The following is a 22,212-nucleotide window of genomic DNA, read 5'->3' as shown; positions in this document are numbered from 1 at the left end:
ATGTTCCTCCTCTACCTGGCGAGCCAGACCCTCATCGCTGAAAACAGCTGATCCATTTTTAGCGGTTTACTAATATAATCCGAGGCTCCCGCTTCAAGACATTTCTCTTTGTCGCCCTTCATCGCTTTCGCAGTCAAAGCAATAATCGGAATGTCGCCGTATCGGTCCATTTCCCTAATATGCTTCATCGTTTCGTAGCCGTCCATGACAGGCATCATAATATCCATCAAGACAATGTCAACATTGTCTTTCCGCTGCAGGATTTCGAGGCATTCCGCTCCGTTTTCCGCGGAAATGACCGTCATGCCTTCCTTTTGCAGCGCTTTTTCAAGTGCATAAATATTACGGTGGTCATCATCGGTGACAACAACCGTTTTGCCGCGCAGACTGTTGAATGGAACATCTTCCGCTTTACCAGTACCAACTGTCAATACAGAATCGTCCATCGTTCCGGCAAGACCTTCCGCTGCCGAAGTTCCTGCTGCCACTTCCACACTTGCTTCATCAATCGGGTTTTTTCTGCCGGCAGTGCCAAGCTTCGCTCCTACTCTTTCGAGAGCAACCTCTTCTTCAGAAGCTTGCAGTCCGTTCGGCAGGCTAGGAAGCAGAAGCGTAAAGGTGCTGCCCTCGCCTTCCTTGCTCTCAACCGTTAACGTTCCGCCCAGGAGGCGCGCGAACTCACTTGAGATTGACAGGCCGAGGCCTGTACCGCTGTACTTCCGCATCGTAGCCCCATCGACCTGCTGGAACGCTTCAAAAATAAGTTCCTGCTGGTCTTCGGCAATGCCGATGCCCGTATCGCTGACGGAAAGTTTCAGCCAAGTATCGGAAACCGGCTCCGCAGGGATTTCATCCGGGGTAGCCCGCTTAACGCTCGTAATAACAGCCCCGTTTTCGGTGAATTTAAAGGCATTCGACAGCAGGTTTTTAACAATCTGCTGAAGACGCTGTTCATCTGTATAGAACAAGTCAGGCAGATCATCTTCCAGATCAACCATGAACCCAATTCCCTTTTGGACGGCATGGTGTGAGAATAGATGCTCAAGCCTTCCGCCGAAATCAGCGATGTTCACTCCGTCAAAGCCGACCTCAAGCTTGCCTGCCTCTACTTTGGAAAGGTCGAGTATATCGTTAATCAAGTTGAGGAGGTCTTGTCCGGAAGTATGGATCACTTTTGCAAAATCCTTCTGTTCATCTGTAAGATTTTCATCCAAATCCTCGCCCATCATTTCCGACAGAAGCAAAATGCTGTTCAGCGGGGTGCGCAGCTCATGGGACATATTCGCTAAAAACTCGGATTTGTATTTCGAGCTAAGCTGGAGCTGCTTCGCTTTTTCCTCGAGCTGTTCCTTTGCCCCAAGCAATTCAGCGGACTTCATCTCCGCATCCTTCGTGCGCTCTTCAAGCTGTTCGTTTATCATCCGCAGTTCCTCTGCCTGCGTCTGCAGTTCCTCGGATTGCGCTTGGAGCTCCTCAGACTGGGATTGCAACTCTTCGGCCTGTGCCTGCGACTCGAGCAGAAGGCGTTCAACTTCCATTCTGCCAAGGATGTTCGTGATTGCAAGGCCAAGTGTTTCAAATACCTTTTGCGCAAGCTGTTGTTGTGCAGGCGTAAACGGGTCGAGTGACGCAAGCTCAATGACAGCGACGGTTTCGCCTTTAACCGTAACAGGGGCGATCAGGATGCTCTTCGGTTTCATGAATCCTAGCCCTGTTGCAATAACGGCGTAATCTTCTGGGACATCTTCAATGTAAATGGTCTTCTTTTCTACGGCGCATTGGCCGGCCAGCCCTTCACGGAGAGCAAGTTCATCCTTGCCGGGCGCGCCTCCACCGTCCGCATAGGAAGCAATCTTTTTAAGGGATTGCTTGTCCATTAAATAGAATGCCCCAAGGCTCGCTCCGACAGCAGGAGCCAGTTTTTCCATAAGCTGTTCGCCAAGCGATTCTACCTCGGTGCTCTTATGATAAAGTTTAATGAGTTCGGCGGACTGGGTCTGTACCCAGTTTTGCTCAGAGATTGCAGCCGTATACTCCCTTTCTTTATTGTAAAAGGTTTCTAGGGAGGCGGCCATCGAGTTGAAGGCGGCGGCAATCTGGCCAATCTCGTCCTTCGCTTCCAATTGGATTCTCGGTATTTCTCCGAGATTATGATAATCGACTTTATTGATGCCATCGGCAACTGCGTCAAGAGTCCTGCTCGTGCTGCGGATAACCCAGAGCGTCACGCCGGTGATGAGGGCAATCGCAAGGACAACCGTAATGACCAGCGCCACAAACAATTGGTCATATGCCTGGTTGGCCGTTTTCAATGCCTGGTCCATCAGGGATTCCTGATATTCCTTGAATTCATTCACCTTTTGCAAAAGTGTATCCTTTTCGGATTCAGCTCCGTAATAGATATCCCGAACCATCCCTGGTTCCATATTGGTACCCAGTCCGGCGATTACCAGTTCCTCCATTTCCGCATAGTCCGCATACGCCGCTTCAATTTCCTTCAAAAGCGACCTGGACTTGGGCCTATTAAGGACTCCATCTAATTCAATGATGTCCTCACGGATAATTTTCCTGTTTTCCTGGAGAGTATCAATGACTTCCTGGGGGTCCTTCCGTGTTTTATCCTGGATGATATGGATAATCTCCCGGTCTGTAATAAGGACATACTGGCGAATTTCCATCGCTTTGTTCACTTTATAATAGCGGTCTTCGACAATTTCAAGCATGTTTGTCTTAATTGTCCCGGTCCAAGATAAAATCGCAAACAACATGACAACAAGGAAAAACAAAGTTAGTCCAAGACCAAAGAACTGTTTCTTTTTAAACGTCATGGCCATACCCACTTTCTATCAAACTTCCGGACTATTTTCTCTACTTATTACTATAACAGTAGTGCTATTGTTTATGAAGAGTTAAGGCAGGATTGGCAATATGTTCATGAAACAAAAGCGCAAGCGCCTTCGTGACAGGCAAAAACCGCCTCGAGACAGGCACAGATCGCCTGTCTCTGCGATGCAAATTCCTGGGAGCTTTCCTTTGTGTCCCTGCGATGATTATTCTGAGGAGCTTTCCTTAGTGGTCATCGCCGTACAAACTGGAAGTGCTTCGACTGAGATAAAGGAATCACGAAGAGCGAAGCTACTTCCTGCAGTACTTCATGAATTAGCATCTGTGAAAAGCTTCTTGGGCTTTGCGACGAGCTGAAGGTAAGCTTCCCGAATAAGCTATGGCGCAGGAGCACTAAGCGATTCGATGATGACTTATCGTAGGGAGGAGACCTGAAGTTTGCGCACGCGTAGGCGCTGGAGCTAGATGTAGCCATGCCTGGTAAATAAGTTATCCATAGTAGCTAAATCTATAGTTTCCTAAAATGAAAAAAAAAGCCGGCGGAGCCAGCTCTTCATTTCCTTCTCTATTCCTTTATCCATGCCCAGGCCGATTCCTCTTCCCCCTTGGCAAAATGCTTTGCTTCGAGGCCAGGCAGGAATTTACCAAGCTCGGTCACCGCTTCGAGCCATTTGAGTTCCGTTACCACCGCAAACTTCCGGAACTGGCTCCACCGCTTCGCATCAAATTTCATCCCATACGCAAGCCCCATCAGCGTCGTCCCGTCCACATCATCCATTACTGCAAATATATTAAACTCGCGTTTTTCACCAAAATAATCACTTACATACCGCTCTATCTTCTCGGCATCCTCCCTCGTCGCCGTCCCCGTGAACTTCACCGCAACCGTCGACTCATCCCGGCTCGGAAAAAACGTAAGCATCCAAACCCCTCCTAAAAAGCGTCTACCTTATAAACTTCCCCGAATTGGAATGAGTGAAACACGGGGACGGTTCCAGCGCTTCATTCGGGACCCGAATGAAGCAGTGGAACCGTCCCGCTGCTTCTAAAGAAAGCTTGCGGCCGCGGCCAGTATTCCGAGAAGTGCTGCCAAAGGTAAAAAAATGATTCTTCTGAAGCGTGGCCAGACGGTATAGGTGATGTCTTTTTCGTACGGGACCACTTGGAAGAACGGGGATGTGGCCATTCTTTTGAACGAGCTGTCGAGCCAGATGCTCAGGAAGGCCAGGAAGAACAAATAAATACCCCACTTTAATAGCAGCGGTGTTGAGAAGATGGCGAATGAAGTAATTGAGGCCATTTGGAGGACGGAGCCAACTTCTTTCCAGTTGCGAAAAAATGATTTAAGCACAATTTCAAGCAGGCCATTCTCCGGCGTGCGCTTTTTGAAAATACGTTCGGAATACGGGAACATTATCGGCCGTTTTTTTTGCCGGGATGGAGGGTGTTCGATTTCCGGAGAGAAATGCAGAATCATCCCCGTCCATTTTCTCCGTTCAGCCGCTTCAATTTCAATATCCCTAAAAAAAGTATGGTCAGATTCGGTACCGGCCCAATTATATGCGAACAAGACCAAACTCATTAAAATTCCCACTATCCCATACATCCAAGCAGGCAAAAGGAGTAGAAAAGGAATGCCCGCCACGAGCACAAGAAAGGTTGCCGCAATCCTGATATATTTGTTGATTATCCGTTTGTTCATCGTCATTAGAAGCAATTTTATCGCAAAAACGGCGAAAAACAGCGCGGCAATTTCAAAAGGTCCGAGCATGTATCCCCGGGCAAGCAACGGCATGACCAGACCAAAAATTAGCGCGGCGACCATAAGCCCCCGGGTAACTGAGTGGATAAAGGCATGCTTTTTCATCTCACGGAGAATTCCCTTTTCCTGGAGAAGAAATAAGAGATCTGCTTCCTCCAGCATCGTCCTGATGCTCCCGCCCAATGTGGTCAGAAGCAATCCGATCACAACCAATTGAAACGGGATGCCCGTAATTGGCTCTTCCAACGCCTCTGCATACATAAATCCGCCAATGACAAGCCCAGGCAGGACGAGATATACCCAGATCGTCCAATCTAGTACCGAGCGAATCACGCCCGCCTGGTACTTGAGTTCTGTCCGATAACGCTTGAAAAACAGGCTGCGGCCAGTAAGCCGTTTTCCACTCCTGTTAAGCTGCGGAAAACTATCTGTTCCAATAGGCTGGATGGCCTTCCTAATCATTTCGATTTCTCCCGCTCGTCAGGACATCAAAGCAGTCGAGAAGTGAACCGTCTGCCAGCCCGCTTGTCTCGCGAATGTCCTGAAGTGTGCCTGTGGCAATGAACCTGCCGCAATCAATGAGAAGGAACCGGTCGCAAATTTTCTCAGCTGTATCAAGCACATGTGTCGACATAAGGATACCTGCGCCCCGGCCCTTTTCCTGTTGAATAAAATTAAGCAAATCTTTCGTCGCGCGCGGATCAAGGCCGATGAACGGCTCGTCCAATATGTAGAGGCCCGGCTGGCGCAGAAACGCCAGAATGAGCATCACCTTCTGCTGCATTCCCTTTGAAAAGCTTTCGGGATAATGAAAGCGGACGTCCGAAAGTTTGAACAAATCCAGAAGACTTTCCGCTTTTTTGGCAAAATCGGCTTCCTGGGTGCCAATAGTGGTTGCCAGGAACTCAATATGCTCCCACAATGTCAGCCGGTCGTAAAACAGCGGACGCTCCGGGATATACGCATATTCACCAATCTCAATCTCACCCTTCACGTGCTTCACCACACGAAGGAGCGACTTAATCGCCGTACTCTTCCCCGCCCCATTCGGCCCAATTAACCCGACAAGCTCCCCAGCCCCAACCGAAAACTCAACATCCCTCAAAACCGCCTCCCTCTCCGCATAACCCGCCTCTTTTATACGCACACTCAGCAAACTTAAACTCCCCCCTATAAAAGAGAACCTTCCCTTTTTATCCCATTATACACAATGAAGCACGGGGACGGTTCCGCTGCTTCATTCGGGACCCGAATGAAGCAGCGGAACCGTCCCCTGCCTCACAGTGAGAAATCCATAATGTTAAGCTGCTTGACGATGTTGTCGGGATCCGGACTCCCGCCGCTTGGGGTATCGAGCCAAATTTTCACTTTGTCGCCTGTTTTTAAAAATTTCTTTGCACCGAGGTTCTGTCCAAACCGGAGCAGAAGTCCCTCCAACCCTTCTTCTTCCGATTTCCTTTCAAAATAGTGCGTGGCTTCCCCGTCATTTTCAAAGGAAGGGACATCTTCCTCAGCGACAAAAAACAGTTCCTTATCTTTTATGAAAACATAACCGTCCGTCCCACAAGCCTGATTTTTCCCAGCTTCACCCGTATAAAAGGTTTTGAATTCTTTCGATTCCTCCGTTCGGTAGCAAATCGCATAATCCCGGACCTTTTGTTCGTCATTCCAAAATAAGAATATGATCTTGCCTGTTTTTCCAAACTGATGGGCTTCCCTGCTGATGATTAGTATTTCTTTAGGACCCGTTATATCCAATTGCCCCGTCCTGAACTGAAAGGCTGTGTACGCCTACCCATCCATTTTCCTTTCAAATATCGTCGGCTGCTCGCCCCACAACTGAAGGACTTCCTCCCATGACATCCCGAGTTGCAAACCTTCATCAAGTTCGTAGGTTACTATGGGATCAACATTACCTTTTATTTCAGTGCCTTCATTCTTGTCCTTTCCCGCAAAAAAACCCCCCCCCCCCAATCCAATGGCAAGTAAAATAGCGGATAACCCCGCGGCAAGTTTCATTCGATACCCTCCGTTCAAAACGATCTCTTTTCCATCCATCAGGGGATTGTTGCTAAGGTTAACTCCTAATTGCGCTTCTCTCAAAAACCTTTCCATAGAAAAACAGCCTGTTTTCCAACAAGCTGTCCGCACCTTTCATTCCATATCTTCATTTATTCCCCGGCGCCGGATGGTCGACGCCCCTGACTCGGTGGCGGTGGCCATCGTTCTCGGATGTGTAAAAATCGTAATAATGGACATGCATGCCGTTGCCTACCGGAATGGCTGGGCCCGAGTACGCCTGATAGCGATGCGAATGGCCGTCCTCATAAACGACATACCCCTCTGTATAATGAATATGCGAACCATCCTGCGTTTGAATCGGAGGCGAGGTCACATCGAGGCACTGATGGACATGCCCGTCACTCACGGATGTATAATCAACCGAGCCGTGGTTGTGGTTTGGCACAAACCCTTGAACGAAATCATCTTTTCCTGCCATTCCTTTAATCCCCCTTTTAAAAAACATAGTCTTTCTATATGTATTTCTACTAGAGGTAGAGTATGACCAGGCATTTTCAACTAAGAAAAAGAAACCCCGATGCTCGGCTGCTAAACCGAATTTCGGGGTCTTGTGTTTACCTCAACTGCATCGTTGTGATGCACGTATTGTCACCTTCGAATGTAGAAAGCTCTGCCTCTACTTTTTTGCCATTATGCTCAATTTTCACATTGTACGTTTGATCCCGCGGCAGCCATAGGTCAACAAACCCATTTTCACCGGCTTTTACTGTTTCGTCCAAAACCACTTTGCCATCCACATCTACAATCGTCATGGCAAATTCCTCATTCGCAAACTCTCCTTGACAACCTGTCAAGCTATGGGTTCCTCAAGGATGGGTTGTATTGACATACGGAGCAATAGAGACGAAAAACTCATCACTAGGCAGGTCGAATACTTCCTCTTTTCCATCTTCGCTTGTCACAATTAGCTCATTTGATGTAATGGACGCTGATTTCGCCGTCAGGGCGCCCGTGCTATACCCGTTCACCATTTCTTTGATGTCAGCTGGTTCACCTTGATTTGCTGTATTTCCTTGCGGCGTATTTTCTTCCTTGGCCGTTTCCCCGCTGCAGGCAGCCAATCCCACTACAGCAAGCAACGCAACCAATAAGGCTCTTAACTTCATTTCTGGAGTCACCACCTAATTCTTGTGATAAACCAATTATATCATTCTCGCGCCACTTCGTTCACCACTTCACAAATTTTACAAACTTTTTTAAAAGGGATATTTCCAATTGTCCCTGCATAACTCCTTGCTATCTTTCGTGTTACTATGAAATTAATTGTTCATAAGGAGGGGTTTAATTGAAGTATATCGTCGATAAGGAATACCTTCTCAAGCATGTTAACGAAGAAAAGCTTAGGATTGTAGATTGCCGGTTTTCGCTGGCTGACCCTCACAAAGGACGAAATGAATATGACCAAGCCCATATCCAAGGCGCGGTTTATTTTGACCTGGAAAAGGATTTATCCGGTCCAGTTGTGACGCACGGAGGAAGGCATCCCCTGCCCGACCTGAATGAACTCATTGCAAAACTTGAGCGCGCAGGGATTGATGAACAGACAACAGTGGTTGCTTACGACAATGGCGAAAGCGCTTTTGCCGCAAGATTTTGGTGGCTGCTTACATATCTCGGCCATCAGAAAGTCCATGTGCTAAATGGCGGCTACAAGGAATGGACAGATGCAAATTATCCAACCTCTTCAGACTTGCCTGTTTTTGAAAAAACGGAATTCCGTGCCGAGGTCGACTCCTCCATTCTCGCCGAAATGGATGAAGTGAAGGAGATTTCGCTTGGCAAAAACAAAAACGCCGTCTTAATTGATTCCCGCGAAGAGAAAAGATACGTTGGCTTTGAGGAACCGATTGACGTCAAGAAAGGGCATATTCCGGGCGCCATCAACAAGCCATGGATGGAAGGCCTCCAGGAAGGCAGCTTTAAACCGATTGATGAGCAAAAAAAGAGATTTTCTGACATTGACTCGGACAAAGAGGTCATTGTGTACTGTGGCTCAGGCGTAACCGCAATTCCGAATTTTTTAGCGTTAAAGGAGTCAGGCTTTGAGGACGTCAAGCTTTATCTTGGGAGTTTTAGTGATTGGATTTCTTACGAAGATAACGAGATTGAGTAAGGGCTTTTTTGCAAAAAATAACCTCCGATTTTTATCTATCAAACAGGAAAGTCCTTTTTTACAGCGAATAACTATAAATGAGGTGATAAAAATGTTAGTCGTGACAACAGAAAAAATCGAAGGATACCAGGTAAAGGAAATCAAGGGCCCTGTTTTCGGGCTGATTGTGCGGAGCAGAGGACTTGGCGGCGATATTATGGCCGGGCTGAAAGGGCTTGTCGGCGGTGAAATTAAACAATACACTTCGATGCTCGAGGATTCCAGGAAAGAAGCGATGGACCGGATGATTAGAAATGCCAACCAAATGGGTGCCAATGCAATTATCATGATGCGTTTCGATTCGGGGGAAATCGGCCAGAACATGAGCGAAATCGTTGCTTATGGCACTGCGGCCGTTGTGGAGAAACTTTAATGGGCTGGTTGATTGCCGGCGGGTTTTACCTGCTGCAGTTCATCGGTGTAATCGTTGTCATCCTGCTTGGCTATTTCATTTATGACAAGCGGTACAAGAAAGACCTGAACGGAGCTGTGCCACCGGGCTTCGTTGCGACAAGCGAAGTGAACATCGACCCAGTCACAGGTGAAAAAGAGAGAGTCTATTATAACCCTGAAACCGGCGAGCGGTACTATCGGAAGGAACGATAGCTGCAGGTCAAAAAAAAAAGCACACACAAAAATGCTCAGGTTCGCCCTGAGCATTTTTTTCTTTTAAAACAAATGAAGCTCCTTCCCCCACCTATCCAGTTTATCCAGATACCTGGGGATTAAAATATCTGCAGAATGCGGACTGTTTTTAAGAATAACGGTCCGCAACTGGTAGTGGAGCCACCGATCCAATATTCTTTGGACATAGGCCATTTTATAAAGCTTGATGGGATTCTCAGTTAACACAATTCCATGTTTTTTTAGCTCGGACGTATACAAGGTAATGCATTTTTTCAGAATGTCAGCCTCTTCTTTTTGCCAATCGGGGCGGAATTCAATAAGAACGCCTACGAGATGGCCAAGGTCGAACCAGCCGGAAGTATACTCAGTCGACTCCCAATCAATGAATAGTAATTTTTCCCTGTTTCCCGCAGGATTTTTGGCCAGGCAGATGTTCCTCATATGAAGATCACCATGAATGATACTGTGTCCAGCGGTTTCCAGTTCAGGGAAAGTTACCGGCCCTGAGGATAACAAATTTATAATTCTCTTGTATATGGATTTTTCAGATTGCTGTAAATCGCCACTTTCGATGGCCTGCTCAAGATAGCTTCTTGTACCCTTCACAAGCCTTTTTCTCTTCGTGAGTCCTTCTTTCGATTTATAAATGGGGATAACCTCTGAAATGGATTGTTCTTTAATAGTATAAACCTGTTCATGTGTCTTGGCATGCAGCAAACTGATTACAGGAATGATCCTCTCAAAAATAGCCGGGGACATTTTCCACTCAAATCTGACAGGGGATACATACTGCACGAGAATCCATGTCTCTCCATCGCTAACATTTGGTTCAATATGAAAAATCCCGGGAAAAAAAGAAGTCAATTCGGAAGGCGGATGCTGATACATATGGAGTTCAACTTTATTTAGCAGCATATCAAGAGAGGGGAGAATTTTTAGAATGAGCGGGAACGATGTATCTTCTTTACGTATGGACAGCTTCCAAATACTGCTTTTTTTTGTATCCTTGAGGCAGACTATATCACTTGCCACAAGAGAAATTCCTTTCCCGAAATGAGGCTCAAGCTTCTTGGAGAAATGCTTTCTATCCCAGGTTTTTATTATTTTTTCCGAATTCATTTTCATTAATTTCCTTTCGGATCCAGTCTCACTTTACCCTTTTTAGTTAAGGTTTCCGCTTTCGTTTTTTTGCAATGCCCTTCTTGTAGACGTCCAGTGTCTGTTTTACAACCCTTTCCATGGACCATTGATGCCGGCCCCACCCTTTTGCTTCCCGGGCTATCCCCATTCTTACTGGTTCATGATCCAGCAGCTTTTTTATTTGCTTGTACAAGGCCCTGCTACTTCCTTTTTCAAAAAGGTATCCGGTACGGCCGTTCCCCACCATCTCCGGAATGCCACCAACTTTTGATGCAATCACACATCTGCCTGCCACCTGGGCTTCCATAATGGAATATGGGCAGTTTTCCTGCAGGGAAGGGAGAACGCAAATATCTGCCAATTTCAGTAACGCCGGGACATCGGATCGTTTCCCCAAAAAGATAATGTGCTTTTCAAGCCCAAGTCTCTTCATCCTCTTCTTCAGGTTCCTTTTTAAATCCCCGTCCCCAATCAGCCAGCACACCCAGTCAGTCCGGTCTTCCTTAAGCTTCTTGAGCGCTTTAAACAAGCAGCTATGCCCCTTGATTTTCGTCAGGCGCGCGACACAGGCAATCACTTTTTTCCCATCCGGATCCGGCGGCTGTGGTTTTGGCTTTTTCCCCATTGACTTGATAAAGCCTTGAATATCCATTCCATTTGGGATGATTTCCAAATTTTTATCCCGTATCGAAAATTCCCTTACATACATTTCCTTCATATACTTGGACGGAAAGATAGTAAAATCACTGCCTGATATGCCGGCGTGTTCAAGCCGGGCACTGTAATTCCAAGCCGGAGACTCCTTTTTGCCAATCCTGCCAGCAATTTGCTGTTCAGTCGTATAGCAGCCATGAACCGTTAAAATCAGCGGAGTCTTGATTGGCTTCTTACCAGCCATTGCACTTGCTGAAAGAATATCCTGCGCGTGGATAAGATCATACTGTTCCAATCCGGCTTTTTCAATTGCCTCTTTGTGAACAGTGCGAAGCGTTTCCATTTTTAAAATCTGTGGGTCGACTTCCTTACTCTTTTCAAAATCCTTATTTAAAGCAAGCCCAAGCTTTCCCTTCGGAATGTTAAACGAAACACGGGTCCCACTATCATTAAATAAATAAAAACTGTGTAAGTTAGGATGGCGGGCAAAAATGTCGACGGAGTGCCCCGCAGCTTCCAAAGATTTTTTCAATTGAGTAACATATGTCCATAATCCCCCCGTGCTGGGCAGTGAAAAGATGCTGGACAATAGGATTTTCATTGCTTTTCCCATTTCATCAATCCTTTTTGATCATTAATCTCTATGTTTACTCCAAATCGGGAATTTTGGCCGGATTTCTTCCAATGCTTTTTGGACAAGCGGTTTCCGGTTTACTAGATGCCTGACTAAACACTCCAGCTCCTCATCACTTACTTTCCACTCCTTTGGAAGTCCCTTTGTACAGTCCCAAATTTGCTTTTCCGTAATGGACTCAAGCAAATTCAGTGCCTTCTTAAACGGCGAAGGACCGTCCATGTATGGCAAAAATCTAAGCGATACTTCCCCCCAATGGGGATACACGTTCCTGAAGTGTTTATTTAATTTATCAATCCGCCATTCCGCCCCGCAAAAACAGCTGCCGTGGTCAATCAAATGAATTTTCCACCGGTTTTTATCAATGATAAAGTTCCGGCTGTTATTATACCGATCATCATTATTGATCCAGTAGTCAAATACAATGAATTTCGGCAACTCATGCAAATTGGAACATCTCTGAATCGCCCGTTTGCGTGCATGAATTGATTTTGCGATATATAAACTCCCAAAATGGGGTCCCGGCTCAGCCACCCCCTTAAGTTCCGGATGAGCATCCAGGAATTCAGCTGTGATTTTTACAATTTTGCCTTTTACAACAGGGAGCTTCATCAATCTGCCAAGCCGGTAGGCAATCAGCTCGTTTGGAAGGGTACGGAGGCCCTGTTGATTGGACATCAGTTTCACGACATACATTTTTCCATCTGAACACTCGAATAACTGGGGATTGGTAAAGCCGCTGCCCATTGGGCCAAGATATTTGGTCGTGGTCACTGACACTTGCATCCACCTCCAGGTAACCGTTTTACTCCTTATTTTATTCAGCAGCCGAGCAACAGCAACGGCCGACTGCCTATAATTCGCCTATATTCCCAAGTCTTTTCCAGGAGGCCGTCATCCTTTAACATTTTTCAGCAAAAAACTTGCATACCCCATCGGAGTTGTATGTGTAGCTCTCCACACTGACTCCAATTTCGCATTCTTGAAGGTAATTCGGTGATCCCTTGCATTGCATTCAATAAACATTGGAAATCCTTCCCCCGTTAAGCCAATATCAAAGCCGAGGTCTGACAGTCCCTCAATTTGGGCTGATAACCGTTTGGCCGCCCGGATTGAAAAATTCTCAACCGCTTTATAGACCTTGGCCTTATTCAAATTATTTTTCTTTAAGAGAATATCAAGTGGGTAAGCCTTGCCTCCCATGGCAATATTCGTTACATAGTTGCCATCACTCGCCACTTTGCCGACCATTCCGGTGACCTGCCACCTTCCAGATCCATTCATTTGGACAGATACCCGGAGATCAAATGGATTGCCCTGAAACGTTGCCAGCGAAATCCTTTCCTGAACGAGATAAGGGCGTTTCGACAGGAGCCTTGCTAATTCCTTCGGCAACTCCTTTCCAAAAAGGGTCCTATTATATTTACCAGTCTTCCGGTTCCTGAAGGTCCAGAGGTAACCATCTTCCATTTTGTTGATCAGCATGACTCCGTTGCCTAAACCGCCCCGCTCCGGTTTGACAATCAGTGAATCGCAGCGCTTGAGCATTTGAAGGATGTTTTTTTGATTCGCTTTCATTGTCATCGGCAAATGCGGGAGGAATTCACTCTTTTGTGACAGCAGTTCGTGGATTTCAAGTTTAGAGTACCGGTTTCTCTTATTAAAAATAATAATTCCGCCATCTATCAATTGCTGAATCTTTTTGTTATGCGGCACAGTCCTGAAAATCGCGCGGTTATGAATGACCTTCGGCACCGGCACAAGTTTTTTTACGTAATGATTACTTTTATTTTTCACATACGCCCGGACAGTCCTTTCGCCCGGGACGATGTCCTGAAGGCGCAAAAAACATGGAATTATCCCATATTCCTTTCCGGCCTCTTCATAAAATGGAAGATGTTCAAAACCCGTTCTTCCAGAAGGGATGGTTCGAAAAGTTTCATTATTTACCAGAATGCCAATATAAGAATTGTTCATAGAACCCTCTGCCTTGTCATGTTTATTAACTTTCTACTGAATCAAAGATTCGTAGAGCTCAATGATTCGATTGTTGACCGTTCGATCAAAATGGCTCTTAACTATTTGCCACCCCTCCTTCCCAAGCTTCTTCCGCTTCTTTTGGGAGGACAGCACCCCCTTCAGGCTGGCCGCCAGCCGTTCAGGGTGCAATGGTGGCAGCCGGTCAAACTGATGATCACCAAAGCCATTATTCCAACTCATCTCAAAATTGTTCTGATCCACAACTCCAATAAACCCCTGGATGCCTGCCGCAATGAGCGGCTTTTCACAAGCCATTGCTTCCAACGCTGAAAGACCCGTCCCTATAACAACGGTGCTTGAGGAAAAAAGGGCCGGCATATCATAATGACCGCCAATTACATGGATATACGCCTTGCCGTTTTCAGCGTTATATTCCTTTGCTTTTCTTTTCACGGCAGGCAGCCTTCTCCCGTCACCGGCAATGACGCATTGAAGCCGACCAAAACCTTCCGTCATCCGGAGCATTCTGCACGCCAGCATGACATCCAGACTGATGGCCGCTTTTTTCCCTTCCTGCCTGGCCGCATATAGAACAACAGACGCGTTGTCCTGAATGCCAAGCTGCCTGCGAATGATTGTTTTTTTGAGAAAACGGAATTCCTCCAGGTTAATAGTCAGGGGAATGTATAACGACTGGACGCCAAGTTTCTTCCAATAAGCTTTTACCGCCGGACTGACGCTGATGATGGCTGAACTTGCTTCAGCTATTTTCAGCATTTTCTTCTTGTTATAATATGTTCCATGAAAAGTCCCGACAAGAGGAATCCCGAGCATCGGCGCGATTTCTGCGGCACTTGCCCCTGCCCGCGGTGAGTGCGCGTGAATGATTGTTATTTTTTCGCGGGTAATGATATCAATCAATTTCGCCTTGATCCCCTTTGCATTCCCGGAAAAATCAACAGAATAAACCGTGCAGCCGGCCCTCTCAAGGACTTTCGAATAGGAACCGTCTTTTCCAGCAACCACGACATGTATCCCGAGGGGAATAAAGTAATCCGCCAATCCTTTAACATATGACTTTGTCCCGCTGATATTTAGATAATCAAGAAGCATCAGTACTCGAATCGCACCGCCGTTTTGCATGAAATCACCCCTGCAAAATTTCTCACCGTTCAGTCTTCGGAAGCTTTTCTATATCCATATGGAAAAAAGAATTTTATGTATGGTTACTAGCCTTCTCCAAAGGCTTTTATATTCCAAAAATGAAAAAAGCGAGTCCATCTTGTTAGGACTCGCTTTTTATTGGAAATATAATTTCAGGAACATGTTGGATGGCCTTATTCAATCCTCACCAATGAACCAGATTTCTCCTTCATAACCGTATACATCTTCAGTGTCTCATATATTCAGTCTTATAGTGATGCGTTATCGAGTAGTCTACGTGCCTTCCACGCAATCAAATTCAATCATAAATACGTAAATCTTCAATCTATAAAGTTACCCAGCTTTAAAAATCTTGCATCCCAACAGTTTCGATAATAAATTTTAAACAGAGAAAATTGAAGGATACCAGGAGATTGTCGCTTATGGCACCGCGGCAAATTACATTCTCTAAATTACTCTTTCTTACTAAAAATTCCCCTTTTAAATGCCATGAAGGCCAAGTAAGTGGCATTTTAAATCACCTCGGGAGTTTCTAATCATTAAAACAATAGGATTGATAACAATGAAACGCAGTAACTAAAAAAATTCGTCAAACAACATGCTATTTGGATATTTTTTTTTTGTTTTTCCCCATTATTCTCTGTGATCACATCTTTTTCGCCCCAAATCGAACCGTCTTTTTTGGGTTCTACATGAACTTGTCGAATTTCCTTAAACTAGAAAAGAATGCCATTATCTGTTAAACTACTCTAGTATTATCTTAACTATACAAAATCATGGAGGGGGATTGTTATGAATAAAAGAGTTCTTGGGAAGTTTGCAACACTCGTGCTCATCTTTTCTTTATTTGTCAGTATGTTTCAACCATTTGCCGCGCGCGCAGGCTCTATATTGCTGGATGAGCCGATACAGTTGGAAAAGGGGCAAATGATTGAGGGGGAATTTAATCAACCTGGACAGGTCCAATGGTACAAAGTTGCCCCATCTCAGGGTGAGATTGCGAAAGACACCCATATGAGAATTAAATTGAAAGGTTCCTTTGAAGGATCCGTTTCAGTATATACTAATTCCGATCGAGCCCAAAAGGATGAAACATTTGATGCATATCGGGCTTACATAAGCAGCGGGGAGCCGGCGCAAATCGATATGCCCCTTGCCTGGACCGGTCCATACTATATCAAGGTAGAGTTTTATGGCGGATACTATGACGAAATGGGAATCGATCCTGAAACAGGGGAGCCTTATGAACCGTTTAATGCGACTTATCAAATTGGATATGAGGGTGTGAATCTGCCGCCGGGTGCGATAACAGGGGAAGCATGTCCAGTTGAATTAAGTACAAAAAATAAAACATCGGGTGCGGAAATTTTATCACAGCTTCGTTCAGTTCGAAATAACCTTTTATCGAAAACAGAGCAAGGAAAGCAATTATCATCTCTTTATTACAAAATGACGCCCTTTCTTGTAACTAAAATGGTGTTGGATAAAAATATCAGGGAAACCGTTTATAAAGATCTTGTACAATTGAAGCCGCTCTTTAAGGATGTCGCGGCAAACAGTGATCAAAGCAGCTACCGCTTCACGCCAGATGATCAGAAAGCGATTAACGAGTTATATGAAATCGTTTTGAAAAATGTCCCGGAACACGTAAAGGTTGAAATTGAAAAGAAGGCAAAAGAAATCGGGCTTCTGAAGCTGGCCGATCAAAAAGTAGCTGATGTTTTGAAAAAGTCAAACCTAGCCTTTTCAAACAGTGACCCAGATCGAATAATTGTTAAACTGAAAAATGGGAAGACGGTCAGCGGCATTCAGCAAAAAGCCAAATCACTCGGCTTATCCGCCGCATCGTTAAAGTCCAATGACCCGGTTCTTGGCAATACTGTTGTTTTAAAGGCAAACGGCAATGTCCAGGCGCTTGCGAATCATTTTGCAAAAATGCCGGATGTTGAATATGCCGAGCCGGTCCACAAATACCAAAAACAATCAGTCGATATTCAGTATCGCCATCAATGGTCACTGGAAAATACCGGGCAGGAATTCGGTAAATCCGGCGCGGACATTAACTATTCAAAATTACAGCAGCTAGTTAATTCTAACTCTAGTAATCTTAAAGAAGTATTAATAGCGGTTGTTGACACGGGGGTTGATGACACATTAGCTGATTTTGAAGGAAAGATAAGTTCGGAAGGGTATGATTTTGTCAATCGCGACAAGGATCCGTACGATGATGAAGGCCATGGAACACACGTCACCGGTATTATTGCGGCTGCGGCCGATAACAATTATTCCATCGCCGGTATAAATCAAAAAGCAAAAATTTTACCAGTAAAAGTACTTGATGCATCCGGTTCTGGTGATAGTGACCAAATCGCTTTAGGGATTAAATATGCTGTAGACCACGGGGCAAAAGTCATTAATCTAAGCTTAGGCGGAGCAAAGAGCAGAGTCATCGAGGATATGCTGAAATTTGCCGCTTCCAAAAATGTTACAGTGGTGGCAGCAACCGGAAATGATGGCTCAATGGACGTTTCCTACCCTGCATCTTCAGATAAAACGATTGCGGTGGGAGCAACAGGCAGACTGGATATCGTTTCTGATTATTCTAATTACGGCGAGGGCCTTGATATCGTCGCGCCAGGCACGGAAATCCCAAGCTTGCTTCCTGATGGAAGTGTAACGTTCTTAAGTGGTACATCCATGGCGGCACCGCATGTTTCAGCAGTCGCCGGGCTGCTTCTTGCGCAAAACCCGCGTTTGACTCCAGATGACATAAAGACCATTTTAACAAACACCGCTGATAATGTGGCTGTTGAAGATACCAACAATAGTAATGAGTATTTTGATCCAGAATTTCCATATCCGATTTCTCCTACGAAGCCTGGATACGATAACGCATCTGGATGGGGAAGATTGAATGCCTGGAGCGCGGTAAGTGCAGTTCGTTTAAATCTAACCGTAAACAATCTGACCGATAATGACAAAAAAGTAACCGGAACCGCTACAAAAGGCACTCAAATTGAAGTGAGAAACGGGGATACGCTTTTAGGAAAAGGAACTTCGGCAGCTGACGGTAAATTTAGCGTTACAATTAAACCGCAAATGGTTAATCAAGTACTGCATTTTGTTGCCAAAAATGGAAAGTCCGAGTCAACGGTTAAAATAATCGTTAAAGATTCACCGATTCCGGAAACGCCATTTGTAAATCCAGTAAGTAATCTTGATGAAGTGGTGACAGGAGAAGCGGCAGCCGGTACAACTGTAAGAGTAAATTCAAAATCAACCGTACTCGGAGCGGCCGAAACGGATGCCAACGGCCACTTTAAAGTGCAAATTAAAAAGCAAAAAGAAGAAACCCCATTGCTTGTTACCGCAACAAGCGTTTCCGGAAAAGAAAGTATCGCAGCAAATGTGATCGTTTTAGACAAAATCCCGCCGGCAGCGCCGAAAGTGGCAGCCGTAAGTGAGCGTGATCAGGCCCTGACCGGCACGACAGAGGCCAATGCATCAGTCACGGTAAAAAATAACGGAAAAACAATCGGAGAAGCCAAGGCCGACACAAAAGGAAAGTTCAAGGTAGCGATTAAAAAACAAAAAGCAGGAACAGTCTTGACGCTAACAGCAAAAGATGCTGCCGGAAATATAAGTAAAGCCGTTAAAGTAGTCGTAATGGATAAAACACCTCCGGCCGCGCCAAAAGTGAATGCTGTGACGGATCAACAGAAGGCCGTGACCGGAAAAACAGAAGCCAATGCAACAGTCACCGTAAAAACAAATGGAAAAACAATCGGGGAAGGCAAGGCCGATGCAAAAGGGAATTTCAAAATAGCGATTAAGAAACAAAAAGCAGGAACGGCCCTGGCGCTAACGGCAAAAGATGCTGCCGGAAATATAAGTAAAGCGGTTAAAGTAGTCGTAATGGATAAAACCCCTCCAGCCGCGCCAAAAGTGAATGCTGTGACGAATCAACAGAAGGCCGTGACCGGAAAAACAGAAGCCAATGCAACAGTCACCGTAAAAACGAATGGAAAAACAATTGGGGAAGGTAAGGCCGATGCAAAAGGGAATTTCAAAATAGCGATTAAGAAACAAAAAGCAGGAACGGTCCTGACGGTAACCGCAAAAGATGCTGGCGGAAATATAAGTAAAGCTACTAAAGTCACTGTAAAAAATTCAAAAAAATAGACCGTTAGAAGCATGGGAGAGCTCTCCCCTTTCTTTTCAATGAAGGAGGAGAGCCGAGGCCTGTGCTTTATTTTTTTTCCCTTAGATATATTTAATGTATATCTATTCTCCTTAGTATTCGAAATACTTCTAGTAGGAGAATATTTAATCCAAGCCAGACTCCCCCGAAAACGTAGCCAGCAGCAATATCACTCGGGAGTTCGACTTTAAAGTACAATCGGCTGATGGCGATAAGAATTAACACGACTAATCCAGCCATTGGAACAACAGTATGAACCCAGACATTTTTTATAAAGCGCACACATATAAAAACTGCAAAACCATAAATTACAAAATTCATTAAAGCTTGCTCACTTGGAAAACTGCGAAAAAGATGATCCGGGAACGAATAAGGAATAGGGGAAAGGCTTTGAAAAATTCTCCTTAAACTTTCTTCAAAGAGTTCCCCACCTAAAATAACGATTAAAAGAGAACCTAATTCAAGTAATTTATTCTCACCTTTCCATAAAATCCAAAGGAATGAAAAGCTAAGAAGTAAGAGTTGGACTTGCCTTGAGCCTAGTAATGAAAAGGTCTGAAAGGCCTCTGTCCAGTCTTTATTAAAAACTAAGGTAATCAATAAAACCACAATTTTATTAAAATTGGTGAATTCATTTCCAATAAAATCCTGTATCATGCCAAACATGAGAATCATAAGGCCGAACGTCACGATAAAAGTCGCTACTAACAGAAATCTAACTCGTCCTCTCGTACGAAAAATTGCTAAAGTCAGTTTTAAAAACCTCTTGACTGCCTCTTTTATCTCCTCTTTATATCTTTTGTAGATGTAAATCACAATAATAATGACAGCAGCTGCTATCCCCCCAATAATAAGGTATTTTTTAATTGAACTGTGAAACGTCTCCCATTGTGGACCGAGTACTTTACCGAGTGAAATAAATACCGTCACCCACAGGAATGCCCCGATATAAGCATAAATAGCGTATATCCGAAATGGCAGCCGGGTAGTTCCTGAAAAGTACCCTGTAATATGTCTAACTCCAGGGATAAAATAAGCAATCAGCAACAGCTTGTTCCCGTGCTTACTAAACCAGCGGGAAAAACTTTCAAACTGTTCTGGACCCATATGAAAACGAGAACCGTATTTTTCAAAAAATGGTTGTCCTAACTTATAACCTATCCAGTAAGAAATGGTCATTCCGATACAAGCACCAAAACCCGCTATTAAAATACTTAATATCCAATTAAATTGTCCCTGGAAAACAAGAAATCCTGTATAACTCATAAGCACTTCACCTGGTAATGGAAGTGCAATTAATTCTAATAGTAGTGCTACAAATAGTACCATATATCCGAATTGGTCGATATATGATGTAATAGTACCCAACGCTTATCATCCTTTATTATTCTTGGCTTGTTGTAAGTAAAGATGAAAGAGAACCTTAAATATGTTTGTTAATAAATAATAACATTTACCATTTTTAGCTTGCCACTCATTATTAATTATTAATACTAAATTATTGAAGTGAATTGTAAATATTATTTAATAGGCTATCCGACTCCCTAAACGGCATTTGGTTTCCTCACTTGTTATCGCCTTGTACACCAATCCTTTCATTGATTTTTATTCAGCTATCCAAACCGAAATAAAAAAAGCCCTTCGAGATAATTATCTCAAAGGACTTACATGCTTCCTAAAGAATATTGTCAATTTTTGCAATTAATCATGAAAATTATATTACATCAAACCGCCCGCTCATCCCACTTCCGTTCATCATGGACGAAGAGGATGCCGAGTTCGTGGTGATCATTTTCGTAAAGGGCGCGCTGGACGAAGCGAACTTGTCCGTTTGTATCGAGCACTTCGAGCCGGCAGTGCGCGCGGTTCTGTTGGAGCGCTTCATAAAAATCACTTTCATCGCGGGTTGAGAGGCCATTCACTTTGCTGATCAGCTCGCCGACTTTCAGGCCCATCTTTTCAGCGGGCGAATTCGGGATGATGCCAAGGATCATCAAGCCTTCGTTTTTGCGGGAAAAATAAGTTGGACGGTTCTCTTCTTTTATTTTTCGCAAAAATGCAATCGCCTCGCGTCCAAGGATGGCAAGCGAAACTGCTACGATAGCGGCAATTGGGTACCAATAGCCGGCAACTGAAACGAGCAGGACTAACACCCCGAGCGTCGTCACTTTTTTGCCATAAGCCTTAATAGCTTGGGCTGGGAGCATACTTTGAATTTGCTGGTGCATGCCAATGACGAAGGGTACGAGGAACAAGGAAAATGTGTTTTCGCCAATACTGAACACCGGCCACCAGTCGAATGGCAGAGTCAACGCGCTGCCTGGAAGCAGCAGGAATACTGGCACAAGCCAGAGCTTTCTCGCTTCATGGACGCCGACACGCTGGCCTCGTTTAGAGGTGATGAGTTTGGGTGAGGTTGCGATGTTCCCTCTTTTCGAAATAAGGATGCCTTCCGCGATGATCAGAAGGCCGAGCAGGACGGCGACGGAGGGATAAATCCGGTCCGCGGCTGCCTCGAATGCTTCTCTGACAAAAAAGAAATCGATGCTCCTGCCACCAAGGTAAATGAGCGCAAAAAACGAAGCGCCAACCGTGTAGGCAGGACCCACGAGACGCATATTGCCCGTCAGACTGAAAAGCAGCGTAAACACCGCCACAAGCAAGACCGTTGCAAGCGGCACAGTCAGCCCTGCCGCAACAATGGCGAGCGACAGCACGAGCCCGGCAACGAGCCCCGCTGGCACGAGCTGCCTCAATTCAAAATACGCATCCTGGGCGCGAATCGTAAAATTCTTCCGCTCCCGCTTCACCCTGCTGACCCCAAGAACGGCCGCAAGGAAAAACGCATAATAGAAAACCGGATCCAGAAACATTTTCCCTATCCCTTTCAACAACTCAATACCCCATTGCTCAATCAAATTCCCGCACCCCTGTATGTAAAAGTAGTTTTGTTAGATTTATTCGGTTTCCGG

19 protein-coding genes are annotated in these 22,212 nt (G+C 45.1%); 4 read left to right on the top strand and 15 right to left on the bottom strand.

What is annotated here, in order from left to right; translation table 11 throughout:
- Window positions 1–11: 11 nt before the first annotated feature.
- The 8 genes from D1B31_RS16590 to D1B31_RS25065 form a co-directional block, all read right to left on the bottom strand.
- Window positions 12–2,828: a response regulator gene (locus D1B31_RS16590; protein WP_118922415.1), complete on the bottom strand. Its 2,817-nt coding sequence runs from the start codon at window positions 2,826–2,828 to the stop codon at window positions 12–14.
- A 581-nt stretch (window positions 2,829–3,409) separates the two neighbouring features.
- Complete coding sequence (locus tag D1B31_RS16585; RefSeq protein WP_118922413.1) at window positions 3,410–3,766, bottom strand: SpoIIAA family protein; 357 nt, start codon at window positions 3,764–3,766, stop codon at window positions 3,410–3,412.
- Between the two features lie 123 nt (window positions 3,767–3,889).
- Window positions 3,890–5,068 carry an ABC transporter permease gene (locus tag D1B31_RS16580; protein WP_118922411.1) on the bottom strand — a complete coding sequence of 393 codons (1,179 nt, stop codon included), beginning with the start codon at window positions 5,066–5,068 and terminating at the stop codon, window positions 3,890–3,892.
- Entirely contained in the window at window positions 5,061–5,762 is a 702-nt protein-coding gene (locus D1B31_RS16575) for an ABC transporter ATP-binding protein (RefSeq protein ID WP_240035312.1), read from the bottom strand. The genes D1B31_RS16580 and D1B31_RS16575 overlap by 8 nt, the downstream gene beginning before the upstream one ends.
- Window positions 5,763–5,884: 122 nt before the next feature.
- Window positions 5,885–6,364 carry a DUF3221 domain-containing protein gene (locus tag D1B31_RS16570; RefSeq protein ID WP_118922407.1) on the bottom strand — a complete coding sequence of 160 codons (480 nt, stop codon included), beginning with the start codon at window positions 6,362–6,364 and terminating at the stop codon, window positions 5,885–5,887.
- Between the two features lie 33 nt (window positions 6,365–6,397).
- Window positions 6,398–6,664 carry a hypothetical protein gene (locus tag D1B31_RS16565; RefSeq protein ID WP_158587576.1) on the bottom strand — a complete coding sequence of 89 codons (267 nt, stop codon included), beginning with the start codon at window positions 6,662–6,664 and terminating at the stop codon, window positions 6,398–6,400.
- 109 nt (window positions 6,665–6,773) lie between these two features.
- Window positions 6,774–7,106, bottom strand: coding sequence for a YmaF family protein (locus tag D1B31_RS16560; protein ID WP_118922403.1), 333 nt, complete (start codon window positions 7,104–7,106; stop codon window positions 6,774–6,776).
- A 136-nt stretch (window positions 7,107–7,242) separates the two neighbouring features.
- Window positions 7,243–7,794 (bottom strand): CueP family metal-binding protein, encoded by a 552-nt coding sequence (locus D1B31_RS25065; RefSeq protein ID WP_192894790.1) that lies wholly within the window; start codon window positions 7,792–7,794, stop codon window positions 7,243–7,245.
- A gap of 179 nt (window positions 7,795–7,973) precedes the next feature.
- Here D1B31_RS25065 and D1B31_RS16550 point away from each other — a divergent pair, with 179 nt between their 5' ends.
- The 3 genes from D1B31_RS16550 to D1B31_RS16540 all read left to right on the top strand — a co-directional run bounded on the left by D1B31_RS16550 (window position 7,974) and on the right by D1B31_RS16540 (window position 9,446).
- Window positions 7,974–8,801 (top strand): sulfurtransferase, encoded by an 828-nt coding sequence (locus tag D1B31_RS16550; RefSeq protein WP_118922401.1) that lies wholly within the window; start codon window positions 7,974–7,976, stop codon window positions 8,799–8,801.
- A 91-nt stretch (window positions 8,802–8,892) separates the two neighbouring features.
- Window positions 8,893–9,213 (top strand): YbjQ family protein, encoded by a 321-nt coding sequence (locus D1B31_RS16545; protein ID WP_118922399.1) that lies wholly within the window; start codon window positions 8,893–8,895, stop codon window positions 9,211–9,213.
- Window positions 9,213–9,446: a hypothetical protein gene (locus D1B31_RS16540; RefSeq protein WP_118922397.1), complete on the top strand. Its 234-nt coding sequence runs from the start codon at window positions 9,213–9,215 to the stop codon at window positions 9,444–9,446. The genes D1B31_RS16545 and D1B31_RS16540 overlap by 1 nt, the downstream gene beginning before the upstream one ends.
- A 63-nt stretch (window positions 9,447–9,509) precedes the next feature.
- On the opposite strand, the gene D1B31_RS16535 is transcribed toward D1B31_RS16540, so the two are convergent.
- The 5 genes from D1B31_RS16535 to D1B31_RS16515 form a co-directional block, all read right to left on the bottom strand.
- Complete coding sequence (locus D1B31_RS16535; protein WP_158587575.1) at window positions 9,510–10,499, bottom strand: hypothetical protein; 990 nt, start codon at window positions 10,497–10,499, stop codon at window positions 9,510–9,512.
- A 133-nt stretch (window positions 10,500–10,632) separates the two neighbouring features.
- The gene (locus D1B31_RS16530) at window positions 10,633–11,862 is read right to left on the bottom strand and encodes a glycosyltransferase family 4 protein (protein ID WP_275670727.1); all 1,230 of its coding nucleotides are present in this window, start codon (window positions 11,860–11,862) and stop codon (window positions 10,633–10,635) included.
- 33 nt (window positions 11,863–11,895) lie between these two features.
- A complete protein-coding gene (locus D1B31_RS16525; protein WP_118922391.1) occupies window positions 11,896–12,675 on the bottom strand; it encodes a HipA family kinase in 780 nt (259 codons plus the stop codon).
- Between the two features lie 114 nt (window positions 12,676–12,789).
- Entirely contained in the window at window positions 12,790–13,872 is a 1,083-nt protein-coding gene (locus D1B31_RS16520; protein WP_118922389.1) for a YheC/YheD family endospore coat-associated protein, read from the bottom strand.
- A gap of 33 nt (window positions 13,873–13,905) precedes the next feature.
- Window positions 13,906–15,018 (bottom strand): glycosyltransferase, encoded by a 1,113-nt coding sequence (locus tag D1B31_RS16515; RefSeq protein ID WP_118922387.1) that lies wholly within the window; start codon window positions 15,016–15,018, stop codon window positions 13,906–13,908.
- An 813-nt stretch (window positions 15,019–15,831) separates the two neighbouring features.
- Between D1B31_RS16515 and D1B31_RS16505 the strand changes: the two genes are divergently transcribed.
- Window positions 15,832–19,221, top strand: a complete 3,390-nt coding sequence (locus D1B31_RS16505) for a S8 family peptidase (RefSeq protein ID WP_118922383.1) — start codon at window positions 15,832–15,834, stop codon at window positions 19,219–19,221.
- A gap of 91 nt (window positions 19,222–19,312) precedes the next feature.
- Here the strand turns inward: D1B31_RS16505 and D1B31_RS16500 are convergent, their stop codons facing one another.
- Both D1B31_RS16500 and D1B31_RS16495 read right to left on the bottom strand, forming a co-directional pair.
- Window positions 19,313–20,608 carry a VTT domain-containing protein gene (locus D1B31_RS16500; RefSeq protein WP_240035309.1) on the bottom strand — a complete coding sequence of 432 codons (1,296 nt, stop codon included), beginning with the start codon at window positions 20,606–20,608 and terminating at the stop codon, window positions 19,313–19,315.
- Window positions 20,609–20,964: 356 nt separating this feature from the next.
- Window positions 20,965–22,158: a PDZ domain-containing protein gene (locus D1B31_RS16495; protein WP_192894789.1), complete on the bottom strand. Its 1,194-nt coding sequence runs from the start codon at window positions 22,156–22,158 to the stop codon at window positions 20,965–20,967.
- Between the last annotated feature and the right edge of the window lie 54 nt (window positions 22,159–22,212).

The sequence above is a fragment of the Neobacillus notoginsengisoli genome (assembly GCF_003515685.1).
GTDB classification, from domain to species: Bacteria; Bacillota; Bacilli; order Bacillales; family Cytobacillaceae; genus Bacillus_D; species Bacillus_D notoginsengisoli.
The sequence above is the reverse complement of the archived record's forward strand: the minus strand, read 5'-3'. Positions and strand labels throughout refer to the sequence as shown.